Annotated in this window: 13 protein-coding genes; all 13 read right to left on the bottom strand. The window is 34.3% G+C overall.

All coding sequences use genetic code 11. The annotated features are described in order from the left end of the window. Positions 1 to 4: 4 nt before the first annotated feature. Positions 5 to 628, bottom strand: coding sequence for an acetyltransferase (locus ADM90_RS03235; RefSeq protein ID WP_053993630.1), 624 nt, complete (start codon positions 626 to 628; stop codon positions 5 to 7). After that, positions 621 to 1,694 (bottom strand): N-acetylneuraminate synthase, encoded by a 1,074-nt coding sequence (gene neuB, locus ADM90_RS03230; RefSeq protein ID WP_053993629.1) that lies wholly within the window; start codon positions 1,692 to 1,694, stop codon positions 621 to 623. The genes ADM90_RS03235 and neuB overlap by 8 nt, the downstream gene beginning before the upstream one ends. Beyond that, the gene (neuC, locus tag ADM90_RS03225; RefSeq protein WP_053993628.1) at positions 1,691 to 2,824 is read right to left on the bottom strand and encodes a UDP-N-acetylglucosamine 2-epimerase; all 1,134 of its coding nucleotides are present in this window, start codon (positions 2,822 to 2,824) and stop codon (positions 1,691 to 1,693) included. Before neuC ends, neuB begins: the two co-directional genes overlap by 4 nt. Continuing rightward, positions 2,811 to 3,701, bottom strand: coding sequence for a polysaccharide deacetylase family protein (locus tag ADM90_RS03220; RefSeq protein ID WP_053993627.1), 891 nt, complete (start codon positions 3,699 to 3,701; stop codon positions 2,811 to 2,813). Before ADM90_RS03220 ends, neuC begins: the two co-directional genes overlap by 14 nt. A gap of 1,458 nt (positions 3,702 to 5,159) precedes the next feature. Then, positions 5,160 to 6,488 (bottom strand): transposase, encoded by a 1,329-nt coding sequence (locus ADM90_RS03215; protein ID WP_053993626.1) that lies wholly within the window; start codon positions 6,486 to 6,488, stop codon positions 5,160 to 5,162. A 126-nt stretch (positions 6,489 to 6,614) separates the two neighbouring features. Beyond that, positions 6,615 to 6,860, bottom strand: a complete 246-nt coding sequence (locus ADM90_RS03210) for an acyl carrier protein (protein ID WP_053993625.1) — start codon at positions 6,858 to 6,860, stop codon at positions 6,615 to 6,617. Next, a complete protein-coding gene (locus ADM90_RS03205) occupies positions 6,860 to 8,377 on the bottom strand; it encodes an AMP-binding protein (protein WP_053993624.1) in 1,518 nt (505 codons plus the stop codon). The genes ADM90_RS03210 and ADM90_RS03205 overlap by 1 nt, the downstream gene beginning before the upstream one ends. 6 nt (positions 8,378 to 8,383) lie before the next feature. Further along, positions 8,384 to 9,481, bottom strand: coding sequence for a hypothetical protein (locus tag ADM90_RS03200; protein ID WP_053993623.1), 1,098 nt, complete (start codon positions 9,479 to 9,481; stop codon positions 8,384 to 8,386). Then, positions 9,478 to 10,170 carry a class I SAM-dependent methyltransferase gene (locus ADM90_RS03195; RefSeq protein WP_053993622.1) on the bottom strand — a complete coding sequence of 231 codons (693 nt, stop codon included), beginning with the start codon at positions 10,168 to 10,170 and terminating at the stop codon, positions 9,478 to 9,480. Before ADM90_RS03195 ends, ADM90_RS03200 begins: the two co-directional genes overlap by 4 nt. A gap of 49 nt (positions 10,171 to 10,219) precedes the next feature. Then, positions 10,220 to 11,377: a LegC family aminotransferase gene (locus tag ADM90_RS03190; protein WP_053993621.1), complete on the bottom strand. Its 1,158-nt coding sequence runs from the start codon at positions 11,375 to 11,377 to the stop codon at positions 10,220 to 10,222. After that, positions 11,374 to 12,372, bottom strand: a complete 999-nt coding sequence (locus ADM90_RS03185) for an NAD-dependent 4,6-dehydratase LegB (protein ID WP_053993620.1) — start codon at positions 12,370 to 12,372, stop codon at positions 11,374 to 11,376. Before ADM90_RS03185 ends, ADM90_RS03190 begins: the two co-directional genes overlap by 4 nt. 14 nt (positions 12,373 to 12,386) lie before the next feature. Continuing rightward, positions 12,387 to 12,725, bottom strand: a complete 339-nt coding sequence (locus ADM90_RS03180) for a hypothetical protein (protein WP_053993619.1) — start codon at positions 12,723 to 12,725, stop codon at positions 12,387 to 12,389. Then, positions 12,722 to 14,431: a motility associated factor glycosyltransferase family protein gene (locus ADM90_RS03175; protein WP_053993618.1), complete on the bottom strand. Its 1,710-nt coding sequence runs from the start codon at positions 14,429 to 14,431 to the stop codon at positions 12,722 to 12,724. Before ADM90_RS03175 ends, ADM90_RS03180 begins: the two co-directional genes overlap by 4 nt. Positions 14,432 to 14,461 lie beyond the last annotated feature (30 nt).

Here is a 14,461-nt window from a genome sequence, read left to right as displayed (position 1 = left end):
TCAATCACACTTCCTTTGCAGGTATACCTACCGCCTTTTTATTATCCGCTATATGTTTCACAACAACAGCACCCGCACCTATTAAACAATTCATTCCAATATTCATTCCTTGTATAATCGTTGCCCCTGTTCCAATATGTGTGCCGTTTTGTATATGTACCTGACCTGATAAATTGACACCAGGAGCAATATGTACATGTGCCCCAATCTGACAATCATGGTCAATTAATGCACCTGTATTTATAATACTATTATCGGCAATTATCGTATTTGTTTGAATAATCACTCCTGCCATAATTTGAACCCCCTGCCCTAATTGAACAGAGGGCGCTATAATAGCTGATGGGTGAATAAGGGTTGTAAATTGAAAGCCTATTTTTTGAAAGTGATGAAAGATTTTTTTTCGTAATGGGGAGGGGCGAATCATGCCAACCCCTAATACTAGTTCAATCTCTGCTGGCTGATAATTTTGGACAACATCATCTGTACCTAAATAAGGTAAATTAAAGTTGTTTTGCTCCCTCTGAGGGGCAGTAAAGCCAATAATATTAATAGATTGAGCTAGCAAAATTTCTGTTAAAACAGAGGCATGTCCTCCATTTCCTATGATAATAGTCTGTTTATTCATCTATCAATTCATCCTCATGATACGACTTTATAGCTAACTTCCCAATATATGACCAATAATTTGAAGGAGCAATACCGCTACCTGGTCTTTTAATAGTTAAATTATCTAACGTAAAAATCTCACCTGCTTTAATGGAAGCTTTAGCGACTAAACTTTTTCTTGCTGGTAGACGATTTTGAAGTTCGATTGGCGTCGGCCTTTTTATCCCATCTCCTAAAGCAACCTCTATATCCCTTATTCCTTGAATCATAGTCTTTAACTCTGCTGGATTTAAAGAAGCAACATGGTCAGGCCCTTCTAACGCTTTATCTAATGTGAAGTGCTTTTCGATGACTATAGCTCCCATACTAACAGCCCCAATAGGGATATGAATTCCTTCTGAGTGATCTGAAAAGCCAATCGGTAATTGGAACGTTTTTCTCATCTCCTGCATAGCATTCAAATTAATGAATGCTACTGGAGTAGGGTATTGTGTTGTGCAATGCAATAGTGTTATATATTTTTTCAGGACTTTTTGTGCTTCTACTGTTTGATAAAAAGCTTGAACTTGTTCTATCTCAACAGGTTCTTGAGGTCTAGCTAAACCATAGGCAAGAAAGGTTAATGCCTCATGAATTTCATCAATCGTTGCCATGCCCGTTGATAAAATAATAGGTTTTTGTTTAGTTGCAATATAGTGAATAAACGGTGCATTGGTTAATTCACCAGAAGGAATTTTAATTGTATCCATATGTAATTCATTTAGCAAAAAATCGACACTATCAAAGTCAAAAGGTGTCGATAAAAATGTAATGTTCTCTATTTGGCAAAAAGCCTGTAATTCCTTAAATTCATCATATGAAAGTTCTAGTTTTTTTAACATCTCAAATTGGGATGTCGCCCCACCTAAATTATCTACTTGATAATCCGCCTGCTCTGCTTGTTTTGTCACCAAATTTGCAGCCTTAAAAGTTTGGAATTTAACCGCATCTGCTCCAGCTTCTTTTGCTACTTTAATAAGTTCCTTTGCCATTTCCAGTGAACCATTATGATTTACTCCTGCTTCTGCAATAATGTATGTTTTCATTCTAAATCGTAAAACTCCTTTTTAATTGAAATTGACGGTATTTCTTTTAAAATAGAGATAATTTTTTCTGACACCTCTCCCTCACCAAAGATGTGATTATATGGTCCTTTAAAAGCTCTAGCCTGCTCTATAGCGGTGGATATTTCCTCTGTATCAAGAGATGTATTAAACACAGAAGTTGGTTGCTCACGCCCTCCTTGTCTCGTACCACAATTCACTGTTGGTGTTTCTAAGTAAGGTACTTCAATTAAGCCACTTGATGAATTGCCTATTACCACTTCAGCATGTTTTACTGCACTCAAATATCTTAATTGTCCTAATGAATCGTATAATTTTGCATGTGGATGAGTTAATGTAAATTCATAAATAGCTTCATTAATCATTCTTCCACCATTATCTGCATTTGATTTTGTGAAAAGTAAGTTCATTTTTTGATATTTTTTTAAGGATTTTAATACTGAGAAGATACCGCCTGCTTCACCATTTGTCTCAGGATGGTAGGTAATTAGAAACAGTGGTAACTTCTTATCTAAATTCAATTGCTCAAATAACTCATTTTTTGTCAACAGTTTCAAATTCATAATATTTTCTATACCGATTGCGCCAACATTAAATACACGCTCAGGTGACTCTCCAAGTTGAATCACACGCTTACGATGTGTTTCAGTACTCGTAAAATGCCATGAAGCCATCTTTGTAATGGAATGACGAATTGCATCATCATATGCACCAAAAGTACATTCCCCTCCATGTATGTGTGCAATAGGTATTTGCATAATTAAAGCAGACTGAGCAGCAGCAAGCATTTCAAACCTGTCACCTAAAATAATAAGTAAATCAGGCTGTAAACGAGCAAAAACGTCTGCAAAACTAATTGTTGCCAGTCCTATTGATTTTACAACACCTGTAGCTGTATCAGTTGATAATAACATTTCCACTTTTTCATCAATAACAAAACCATCTTGTTCAATTTGTTGATATGTAGTACCAAACTCTGGAGATAAATGCATGCCTGTACAAATTAATTGAAATTCACTATCCTTCTGAACTTTCTTCATTAATGGATACAATAAACCATATTCTGCTCTTGTTGCTGTGATAAAACAAATTTTCACCTTAAACAACCTCATTTATAGTCAAATGGTTACAATCAATTCGTTTATGCCAAAAACCTTCTCTTAACTCTGTAAAGCCTTTTTCCGTAGTAAAACCTAAAATAAATCCATGCTCTTTTAATATAGGCAATAATTCTATTTGCATTTGAGTTGATTGCTCACCTCCACCAAAAGAAGGTGTATATAATTTGATATCTTTGTTTAAAAGTTTTTCTAAATAACTTTTGCAAGATTTAATTTCTTTATCATAAAAATCTTGTGCACTTCCTCCATATGGGAGATGATTTACACAATGAACTCCTATAGACATGCCACATGCGTCCATTTCTAAAATTTCCTGCTCAGATAAATAAAATTTATCTATAAACATATCTAGTGAAGTATAAATTGAAATGACCTTTTTTTCTAAAAAGGTCCTGCTTTGCTCTTCTGACCAATAAAAATTAAATAAATATTTTACAAAACGTCTATGTTCATTCGTTTCATAAGAATAAATATCACTTTTATTTTTGATTTCATCCCTATTTACGAGATTAGAAACTTCTTCCCAAATTTCTTCATCACTAAAATGTGAAAGTACCGTATGCACTAAATGAAATATTGGTACTTTTCTTTCCAGAAGAGGTCCTGACATAACAGCGAAATAACCAGGAACTTCCAATTCATTCAAAATTTGAAATGCATTTGCATACTGATCTTTCGTTGCATCGTCAAATGAAATGATACATTTTGGTTTAGTAGTATGTTTATGCAAATCCTCAGGCTTAATAATTTCATAATGTTCTTTAGCCCACTCTACTTGCTTTCTAAACTCGCTTGGTGAAATAGGTACACTCCCCTTCCACTGTTCAGGCTCCATGACATAATGATACATAATAATTAAGTCTTTCATCTCAAACTCCTTCTATAAATGTTGATATATCGATAGTTTACACCATTCTGGAGTATCAAAAAAATATTTTTTGATACATTCATCTATCGTTATTTTGTAATTCTTGATTTTTTACCAAATATCCGTACGCTTCGCGAAAGGACAATCCATTAAATGGTGATTTCTGTCTTAATCCAGCGCGATATATCGATGCACTTGTGGATCTCTGCGTTGCTTATGATGACGTACCCTCCTATGTCTCTAAGCGTCTCGTTGCGCGTACGTTCCTTCGTTCTGTCTCTTCTATAAGGTAGAGACTAGCGCTGCTCCTTTAGGGACCCTATGCTTTTGACACAGTTGAATGGTAAAAATAATGCCAGCTTCTCTGTGTCACCCTCTTGATTTTGACTGCTGATGGTGACGCTTAAGCAGCCGTTTGAAGACCAACGAAATCCTTCATCATTTGATGTTCGTTAAACATCGTTTTCCTTTTACACAAGGTATGTAAAACCTTCAATAACTTCCTATATTTTTGTAATTTTGAAAAAGAAAAGATAGAAAATTTTTGATTGTTAACTGACACTCACATTGAATGAAACCTGTTTCTCGAGCGACCTCCTCTTTTTTTGATGCATATAATAGTTCATAATACTTTCATGTGTGTTGATTAACCAATTTTATCCTGCCCCAATACTAGAAAAGGTGATTTCCGCTACGGACTACTCGCTTTTCTGCGGGCGAGCGCCGAGCTGCTTCCTCTGCAAAAGGAACAAAGGCTAAAAGCGTCACGTCCTGTGACAATTTATCTGCGCGACAGCAGCAACGCCTTTGTGACCAACATCATATTGGCCTCAGGGTCTCGTCTGTCTCGCTATCCCGCGGGAGTCGAGTAGTCCTTCGCTACAATCTAGATAATCGGGCTTACTTATACAGGAAAATAATATAGAAAATCAACAAACATTGCTAAAAACTCATACAATTTTTCCCTAATCAACACGCCTGTAATACTTTTTTAAATGAAGTAAATCATAATTTGTCATGATAAACCTCATCTAAAGTTGTTTTATCTTTCTTCACCAACTTAGAGGTTTTTTCAATCTGGTAATAAACTTACAAAATTAAGTATACAGCCTCCTTAGGGATTAACGAACAGCTTGAGATCCCACAAGAGTGCTAGCAACGAGGAAGCCCCCAGCAACGTGTCCGCCTGTAGTGGAATGTGCCTAAGCAACGATTCTGATATATATCCAAAATGTTTTAGAGCTTTAAAATTGTTCTATACATACTTATCGTTTAAAAGGCGGTACGATAAAAGGGTATCGTAATTAAACTTAGCGATACCCTAAAATAATTTTCATCAATAAACTTGATTCAAATTCTATTTGAATCAATTTCATAATTCGATTTTTTTAAGAGCTTAGACTGCTCCTGTGCCTGATTTTTAATTTTTTAAAATTACGTTGCGTTGTTTTGAAGCTGTCAAAATACATTCATACGATCGACTGCTAATTTGCAGGCATTATAAATAAACGTCACGAGATTGAAGTGCAGTTTGGCTTTTCTACCGGTTCTGTGGCGGACGTTGTTTAACTGAAAGAATTGCTTTAAATAGGCATTTACTCGTTCGACAGCTGTGCGTTCCTTATAAATTGCTTTCCATACTACGGAGCCACGTGCTGGATACGTGTATTTGCGGAGATCTGTTTCACATTTAATTTTAAATACCTTTTGACAGAGCGAATCCTCACGTAATGGACAGGTTGCGCATTCTTTTGGACGCGTGAACTTAAGCGTCTGATATTTTTCATCAAAGCTGTCGTAACAGTAGCTATGTTCACGCACACAGGTTGGACGGAAATGCTCATCAAAACCAACCATTTCGCCTTCGCGTCTTTTCACATAAGGAATCACAGGTTTCATCTCATGTATCCATATTTGGCGATAAATCGCTTCATAATCATAGCCCGCATCGAAAATGGCCGTTGTGAAATGGTTAGGCATGATGTGATTCACCTTTTTTAGTAACGGAATCGCCGCTTTACTATCACTCAGATTTCCGGAAGACATCAGACGCGCCACGATATACTGGCTTTTTGTCGAAACAGCTAAATGCCCTTTAAAGCCGTACCAGAATGTGTTTTTACCATCGCTATTTTTCTTAATGCCCCACTTTGGTTCAATGGGAATTTCTTGCCAAAGAGTCATCAATGGAATGGTTATTTGTACTTCCAACTTCTTTTCATAAGTCGTTTGATTCGCTTCGATTTCGGCTTGTTCAGCGAGCCAGGCAGCACGTTCTTCCTTTGATTTACGCCCCCGTTTTTTCGGAGCGATTTCTTTTTTCTCAGAAGGTTTTGCGGCATCTCTCGCTTCAAAATGTGTCGCGTCAAAACCAAGATGTTCTTCTTCAAGAAAACCTTCTGTAAAAGCAGTCTGAATCAGTTCATCGTGCATGCGATCTAACACATCTGATTGACTAATCGCGTCGACCATACGTGAATACGAGGCTTCAGATGGCACGGTGTCCGAAACTAAAAAGCCACAATCTAAACGAAAGACAAAATCAACCGTTAAACGATTGACCAAATCTTTAACGGTTGGGATACGCTCGACAATGCGAATAATCAATGATTGAATCATCGCCCCGTAATTACATTCACGTGGAGCACCACGCATCGTCTTCTTTCGAAATAGCTGAAAGATCGGCTGCACATCGAAAGTGGCTAAAATCGCATCAAAACGACGAGAACTTTCCATTTTCAATAATTCATGGATGTCAAAAAGGCTCATTTGTTTTACAATCGTCATAGGGCATTCACCTCTTGGTTGATTTTGGTTTGGTCACTTAAATTATACCAAAATGGGGAGGTGCCCGTTTTTTATTGTCTTGAAACCCTTGGGAGACAAGGGGTTAGAATTATGAAATTAACTCATTTAACCATGATTTATGTTTTTTTGTACTAATGTAACAATATTGGTTACAGAATCAAAATATTCCGGTGTAATGTCATCAACATCTATTTTAATTAAGAACTCTTCCATTATTAATGAAATTATTGTAATTACATCAAAAGAATCTAAAATCTCATTAGATATTAACCCTTCAGATGAAGTGAAATTTATATCAGGTCTTATTTCCTGTAAAATATTTAAAATTTTTTCATATATATTATTATCCATCATATTTCTCCATAACCTTTATAATAATTTAAAGTAGCTATTCTATCTAATTTCCCTCTAGAATTTTCAGGAATTTTTTCAATCCATAAATATTTTGAAGGCAGCATATACTTCGGTAAAGTTGTTGAAAGAATATCTCTTACATTTATTTCTTCTTCACTAAACTTTTGAATCACTAATACAATTATATTTTTATCTTTATCGTATAGGGCACAACATCTTTGAATTTTATCAAATCCAGTGTAAACCATTTGTTCAATTTCTTCCAATTCAATTCGATAGCCCATATGTTTTATTTGATTATCTGCACGACCTACATAGTAATATTCACCATTTAAAGCAGTTGCTATATCACCTGTTTTATAGACTATGTCGGGGTAATTATTATGCAATGGATTTTGAACGAAATTTTCAATCGTTTTTTCAAAATCATTATAATAACCCTTCGCTAAGAATGATCCTCTAATATATATTTCACCATGTTCATTTTCACAAATAGGTAAATTATTTTCATTAAGAATCATTACATCGATATTGGAAAATGTTCTTCCTAAAGGCAATTTAGAATATCTATCATCAAGTTCCTTTATGCTAAAATACATGCAATTTCCGGTTACTTCTGTTGGTGCATATAAATTAACAAACTCTATTCCATCTAAGTTTGTAATCCATTGCTGCAATTCTTTAATTTGTATAACCTCTCCAGAAAAGAAGACCTTTCTTAGATATTCTGGCTTCTTTTTAAATAAAACTTTACTATTTGCTACAAAACGGATTGCTGCTGCTGCCCAAATAAGTATCGTAATCTCAAATTTGTTTAAGAACTTAATTAGTTCAATCGGCATTAAAAAGCATTTTTTGGGTATTATGACTAACTTAGCTCCCAAAAATACTGAAAGAAAAATATCTTTAGCTGCAACATCAAAATCGAAAGAAGCTTGATTCCCAAAAATATCGTCTTGATTTAATGAAAATGTTTGTTGAAATGACTGAAAGAAATTTATCATCGATCCTTGACTCTTTATTACACCTTTAGGAGTACCTGTACTTCCTGATGTATAAACCATGTATAAAGGGTCTATATCTAACATAGTTTCTTTTATATTATTAATAAATGTATCGTCTATTTCAATATTATCTAAATTTTTATCCCAAAAAATAATTTGAATATTTTTTGCTAAGCAATATTCCTCAATTGTAGCATTATTCTTCATTAAGATCATTGTATTTGGATTAGTATTTTCAACAATTGCCTTTAATCTTTTTAATGGAATGTTTTCATCTAATGGTACGTAAAAATTCCCACTATATATCGTGCCCCAAAAAGAGATTATTGAAGATACTTCTCTATTGCATATTATTAGAATAGGCTTTTTATTTTGATATTTAATAACCGTTGCTATTTTTTTTGCTTTATCCATTACTTGAGAGTAAGTATATTCATTTTCATTATCAACAAGAGCAATTTTATTAGGATATTTGCTTACAGTGTTTTCAAAATAATTTAAAACGTTCATTTTATCTTATTCCTTTAATAATTTATTCGGTCTATCCTGATCCGCATCACCTTTAAATATCACTATATTCACATTGTCTTCTTTTGTATAAAAATGATAGTCTAGGTCGATATGCTTTTTAACGAACGGCTCAAAGTATAAAGGTATTACAATTTCATTACTATTAGAATTTGTGAATCCTCCAGCAACAATACCTTCGCTATTTAAACCATATTCATAAAAGCTGATAAATTCAGCATTATATTTTTGCAATAAAAACTGGAATTCATTATATAATCCATCCAATTCCAAACCATTTCCAATATAATCTACTACAAATAATCCACATGAATCGTTGGCCTCACATTTTCTAACTATTAAACATGCGATAGCGTCATTATGTTCATTATTAATTTCAATAAATTTATAATTATATATAGGATGCTTTGCATATCTATTCATATAATATAAAGGTGATTTGAACTCTGGAATATGGCTATAATATTTTTGAGAATTTGCAATAAATATTTCAGGCTTTATTTCTTTTAAAGATTTGTTTTTACATACTATATTTTGAGGCACTTTATTTTCCTTATTAACATTATCTATTAATACAAAACGCTCAATTTCGGTATTCAAAATATAATAAAGGTTCATTTTCCCTACCTGCTCACCTAATTTATTATTTATTACTTTTGAATAATTAGACAAACCTAGTCCGCCTACATATTTTGCTGGGGCATTAACTTCAAAGTAATATTTTAATGCAAGGCCTAGTCCCTTTACCCCTACATCATCTCGTACTTTCCATATAGTTCCCCATCTAATAGGCTTTTCAATATTTTCATCATATATACTTGACATTATAAATCCTATAACACCATGAATCTCATTAGAAACCTTATCAACAGCAATTACAAAGTTATAACGCTCTTTTTTTTTATCGAAATGTTGCCAATCAAATAACCTCTTAGATTTGGTAAATATGTGTCCTTTTTGCCAATAATTATCGATGAAATAAATCAAGTTATCATAATCTGTTACTTTACAAAAGCGAATATCATATTTTTTTTTGTATATTCGATAAATTTTTTCAAACTTATCCCACTCCATCAAATTATTCAAATCTCTTTTTCTCCTTTTCTAACCCATATGTGAAAATGAGAATTTTTAATCGTCATATTATTAACAATCAGTTCTTTCTTCTCTATATTAATAATATCAAATCCTTCGTGTTCATATAACGCAATAAGCTCTTCTTTATTGCAAAACCAATAAATCAAATCTTTTAGGCTCCCTGCTGAACTATCATCTAGCTTAAATAAGTTTTCTTCTATTTTTGTACCTCTATTGTACAAATGGTCATCCAGCGTTCTATAATCTGCTAAAATTAATCCACCAGGCTTTAATACTCTATTCATTTCTTTACAAAATAGCTCTCGTTCTACTTTATTAAAGAAAAATAATGCTCCCCATGCAACAATACAGTCCACAGACCTATCAGGAAGATTGATTTCTAATCTTTTATTTAAAATATATTCTACATCTTTATAATTAACCTTACCTAGTTTATCTTTTGTTAGTTCTAAACAAACCTTATTGTAATCCATGGCATAAATCATAAATTCCATTTCAGCCATTATAAGGGTATGTCTCCCACTTCCACAACCAAAATCTAGTATTTTTTTATCTTTACCTGTCTTAAAGTTTTTCTTTAAAAATCGAATTACATTTTCATCTGGATACTTTAAGTCATGTTTTTTTCTTTCCTCAGCCCATAAAGCTAATTGCTCTTTTTCTTCAATTTCATTCATACTTTAATCTCCTAATCGCGTAATTTAGTAAGTGTATAAAACCTTTTGATTATTTCGAACCTTTAAAGGGTGTGCTTGGTATATTAATTATTTTCAGTTTTAAATATTCAGTTGTTGACAAATCCATCCTCGGACAATCTTTATACATTACCAACTCATACATCGGTGTCCAAATAGGCCGACTCATAACACCTTCTTCATTTAATAGTTGCAAAACTTCATCACGCTTATACGTTTCATCAAGTATTAACGTCTGTAACCAATAATTACTTGATGTATGAGCTGGCTCCTTCATTAAGTGCACGCCATCTAAATTTGCGACAAGTTTATCATAAAAATCTGTTAGCGTACGCTTTTGCTCGGCAAATATCGGTAGCTTTTCTAATTGTGCACAGCCAAGCGCTGCATTAATATTTGGCATACGATAGTTATAGCCGATTTCATCATGAACAAAATCCCACTGATGCGGCACTTTAGCAGTTGTTGTTATATGCTTGATATAATTAGCTAGCTCATCATCATCTGTCAAGATTGCACCGCCGCCACCTGTTGTTATAATTTTATTGCCATTAAAACTTATCGCACTTACTTTACCAAATGTCCCTGTATGATTCGCTTTATAATAGCTTCCGAGAGACTCTGCCGCATCTTCTACGAGGACAATGTTGTATTTCTCACAAATAGCCACGAGATCATCCATCATACAAGGATGGCCGAACGTATGCATTGGCACAAGTGCTTTTATACGACGGTTCGTCTGTTTATTAAAGAGCTCACCACTGCGCACCTCCCCAATTTGTGCTAAGTATTCCTCAAGCTTCACAGGGTCTACACCAAGTGTCTCTTCATTCACATCGACAAAGTGCGGCACTGCTTGTAAGTAACTCACTGCATTCGCTGTCGCAATAAAAGTTAATGAAGGCATTAATACTTCATCATTTGCTTCTACGCCTACTATTTTCAAGGCAATATGTAAAGCTGCTGTGCCATTAACAACCGCAACAGCACGCTTCACACCAACAAATTTCGCCAAATCCTCCTCAAAACGTGTCACATATGAGCCGACAGATGATACCCATCCTGTTTTTACACAATCTGTCACATATTCAATTTCTTTTTCATTAAATGTTGGCTCATGTAAGGCTACAAAATCTTTACCATATAGTTTTTTTATACTTTTAGCAAAATCTATCCATTGTTGATTCATATATTATAAACATCTGCCTTATATTGAGCTAAATTTTTGGGATTTGTAAACCATTCAATTGTTTCTTCTAAGCCTTTACGCAAGCCTTCTTTCCCACCATACTGGGGTTGCCAGCCAAGTAATTCTTTTGCCTTCTTATTTTCTGCCCATAGACGTTCTACTTCGCTTTTTTCTGGGCGAAGACGCTGCTCATCTGTTTCGATAGTTAAATTGACACCCATAATATCCGCAATCATTTCTGCTGTTTCACCAATGGAAACTTCATAGTTAGAGCCAATATTAATCACTTCACCAATTGATTTTTCTGCATTCATCACGGAAATAAAACCTTGTACTGTATCCTTTACATAGTTAAAATCGCGAGTTGGACTAATTGCACCGAGCTTAATTGTTGTTTGACCACTTGCCAATTGACTAATAATCGTTGGAATAACTGCTCGTGCCGATTGCCTTGGTCCATACGTATTAAATGGACGAATAATAGACACTGGTGTATCAAACGAACGATAAAATGACAATGCCATCTGATCTGCGCCTATTTTAGAAGCAGAATATGGTGACTGTCCTTGCAAGGGATGTTCTTCATCAATCGGTACATATAAGGCGGTACCATATACTTCACTTGTTGATGTATGTACGATTTTCTCTACACCCAATTCTTTAGCTGCTTGGACAATATTCAAGGTTCCTGTAATATTCGTATCTACATAAGTTGCTGGTGAGTGATAAGAATAGGGAATCGCAATAAGAGCTGCTAAATTTAAAACATGTGTACAGCCCTTCATCGCTTCCTTCACACCATAGGGATCACGAAGATCACCTGAAAAAACATCCAATTGTGCTTTAATTTCTTGTGGAGATTGGTCAAGCCATCCCCACGAATTAAAGGAGTTATAATAGACAAATGCACGTACATTATAGCCTTGACGTACTAATTCTTCTGTTAAATGAGAGCCAATAAAACCATCTGCACCTGTTACTAATACTTTACTCATCAAAGTCTCCTTACTTACTGGTATAGTCCTTGTACTTTTTCTGCAAAAAAGGGTGAAATTTCATATTCGAATAAATCTGTCACTAACACCCAATCTTGTTTAGCTAATCCTTCATTAATTTCTACTAAAAAATCTTGAATTTGATGGATAGGTAATTCAACCTTCATGCCATATTCCTGCAATAATGGCTGAACCTCAATTAGCCACAGCATACCTTCTGAAAAATCCTGAATCGCTACTAACGCTGGCTCTTTGTTCCCTTTTGTTAACTGTTCAGCGATATAACTAGCTCCGTTTGGTACATTATTGATATATTCATTATAACTTACTATAACTTCGTGTAAATCCGTCATTTCTGAGCACCTCTTTCTTCAATTTTGGATAAAACATCTTGTGTATAGTGTCTAGCTTTTTGGAAAACATCTAACAATTTTTCATACAAAGCTTTACTTTGGTTATAGACACGCTCATAAATCTGTTGCTGAGTTTCATCTTTTCCTTTTTTATAATCTTTGCGTACTTCTATAATAATAAGATAAATAACACTATCAAGTAACACTTGATCGTACAATCTAATTAGTTTTTTGTCAATCTTGTCTAATTTTTTAAGAACAGGTTTTGTAAATTTAACGGTTGACTTCTTTTCTCTTAACACATCTAGTGCCTTTTGTAATTGTTGTTCTAATTGACGGTATACAGCCAATTCATCTTTGAAAAATGTTTGTAATTGGGATAACGTTACAGTTTGTTTCTTGTAGTTAACCTCCTGCTGCTCTCTTACTGGTAGAGACTCCACAAATTCTTGATAAAAGGCTTGAAATGATTTTTGAGGCATCTCACCAATTTTAATTCCACCTTCTGTACAATTATAAATCATACAGTTTTCTTTTAACACTTCATAAATATCCTCAAACTGTTGACGCATTGAATTAAAGATCAAATCCGTATAAACTTTGCCACCATCATACCCTTCTACCTCAAAAGCATGATTATTTTTTAACCAGTTCTCATCTATAGCCAAATAGCCCGCATTATTCGTGGCATGGGATTGATTATTCGTATAAGCTAAATCTTGCCCAATCAATGCTACAGGTCCATTGGAAATAAATGTAGCGATATGTAATGCTGTATGGGCGCAACTTCCACCATTAAGCATAATGGGTATTTTTATACCTAGCTTTTCTTCACAATAGTCCAAAATAGTATCCTCTATACCCATTCCATAAAAATACAGATTATTTTGATATTTTTCTGTTATTTTATAGTGACTACTTAATGCTGTGATTAACTTTGTTTTCCCTACTTCAAGATTTTTAAAATGAAGGTCATAATTAATGACCGCTCCATCTATTGTGACCACATAATCTGGTTCAATATCTGCCGCAAGCAAGGATTTAATCGTAGAACCCGCTGCAATAATCACCACTTTATGGGCTATCTTTTTCAATAAAGGTAACTGCTTTGTAAGCGATGGACCTCCCGAAGCGACAATAACAGGCTGGGTATAGCGTTTATACAAATCCCTAACACTTCCTGCCCCATCTAAATAAAGGAGGTTGTTGCGGACATTTTGCTGCCAAATATCACTAAAAAATTTGATGGTATTTCTCCTTGTCTGGTCTGCTAAATAACTTTCTTTCACGATAAGATTCACACTACGATGCTCCAGCGGAAATAATTTATTGTAATTAGGTGAACTAATTAATTTAATATTGGTGTCATACTCTCCATGATAAGCTCTCACTTGTTGTTGTAACACTTTTTTATCTGTTAAAACCATGATATCTTCTGTGCTTGTGTCTAGTTTGATACCACTGTTTGTAGGCTCATAGACAAGCAATGGATCATCCTGCAGTTTGTTTTGCAAGGCTTTTGCCAGATAACCACAGCCATACCCAAATAGCACGTGGACATACCCAGGCTCTACTTCTTTTTCAGCAATTTTGGCTGCTTCTTTTTCGGGGTCATATTTACTATGTAACAAATAGCCACCTAAAACTACTGTCGGTAACCCTGTTTTTGTTTCTATATATTCAATTGTAGGTTGTTCTTGCTCCATATTGTTCACCTCTCTATATGTATCGGTTAT

Origin of the sequence: Lysinibacillus macroides, assembly GCF_001281525.1 — a bacterium.
GTDB lineage: Bacteria > Bacillota > Bacilli > Bacillales_A > Planococcaceae > Lysinibacillus > Lysinibacillus macroides.
This window is presented reverse-complemented; position numbering and strand designations above follow the sequence as displayed.

Excerpts from the sequence above, each read along its gene's own strand:
- ADM90_RS03175 (WP_053993618.1), bottom strand. The coding sequence starts at position 14,431 with ATGGAGCAAGAACAACCTACAATTGAATATATAGAAACAAAAACAGGG.
- ADM90_RS03195 (WP_053993622.1), bottom strand. The coding sequence starts at position 10,170 with ATGAATGAAATTGAAGAAAAAGAGCAATTAGCTTTATGGGCTGAGGAA.
- neuB (WP_053993629.1), bottom strand. The coding sequence starts at position 1,694 with ATGAAAACATACATTATTGCAGAAGCAGGAGTAAATCATAATGGTTCA.
- ADM90_RS03185 (WP_053993620.1), bottom strand. The coding sequence starts at position 12,372 with ATGAGTAAAGTATTAGTAACAGGTGCAGATGGTTTTATTGGCTCTCAT.
- ADM90_RS03190 (WP_053993621.1), bottom strand. The coding sequence starts at position 11,377 with ATGAATCAACAATGGATAGATTTTGCTAAAAGTATAAAAAAACTATAT.
- ADM90_RS03235 (WP_053993630.1), bottom strand. The coding sequence starts at position 628 with ATGAATAAACAGACTATTATCATAGGAAATGGAGGACATGCCTCTGTT.
- ADM90_RS03210 (WP_053993625.1), bottom strand. The coding sequence starts at position 6,860 with ATGGATAATAATATATATGAAAAAATTTTAAATATTTTACAGGAAATA.
- ADM90_RS03180 (WP_053993619.1), bottom strand. The coding sequence starts at position 12,725 with ATGACGGATTTACACGAAGTTATAGTAAGTTATAATGAATATATCAAT.
- ADM90_RS03215 (WP_053993626.1), bottom strand. The coding sequence starts at position 6,488 with ATGACGATTGTAAAACAAATGAGCCTTTTTGACATCCATGAATTATTG.
- neuC (WP_053993628.1), bottom strand. The coding sequence starts at position 2,824 with ATGAGGTTGTTTAAGGTGAAAATTTGTTTTATCACAGCAACAAGAGCA.
- ADM90_RS03205 (WP_053993624.1), bottom strand. The coding sequence starts at position 8,377 with ATGAACGTTTTAAATTATTTTGAAAACACTGTAAGCAAATATCCTAAT.
- ADM90_RS03220 (WP_053993627.1), bottom strand. The coding sequence starts at position 3,701 with ATGAAAGACTTAATTATTATGTATCATTATGTCATGGAGCCTGAACAG.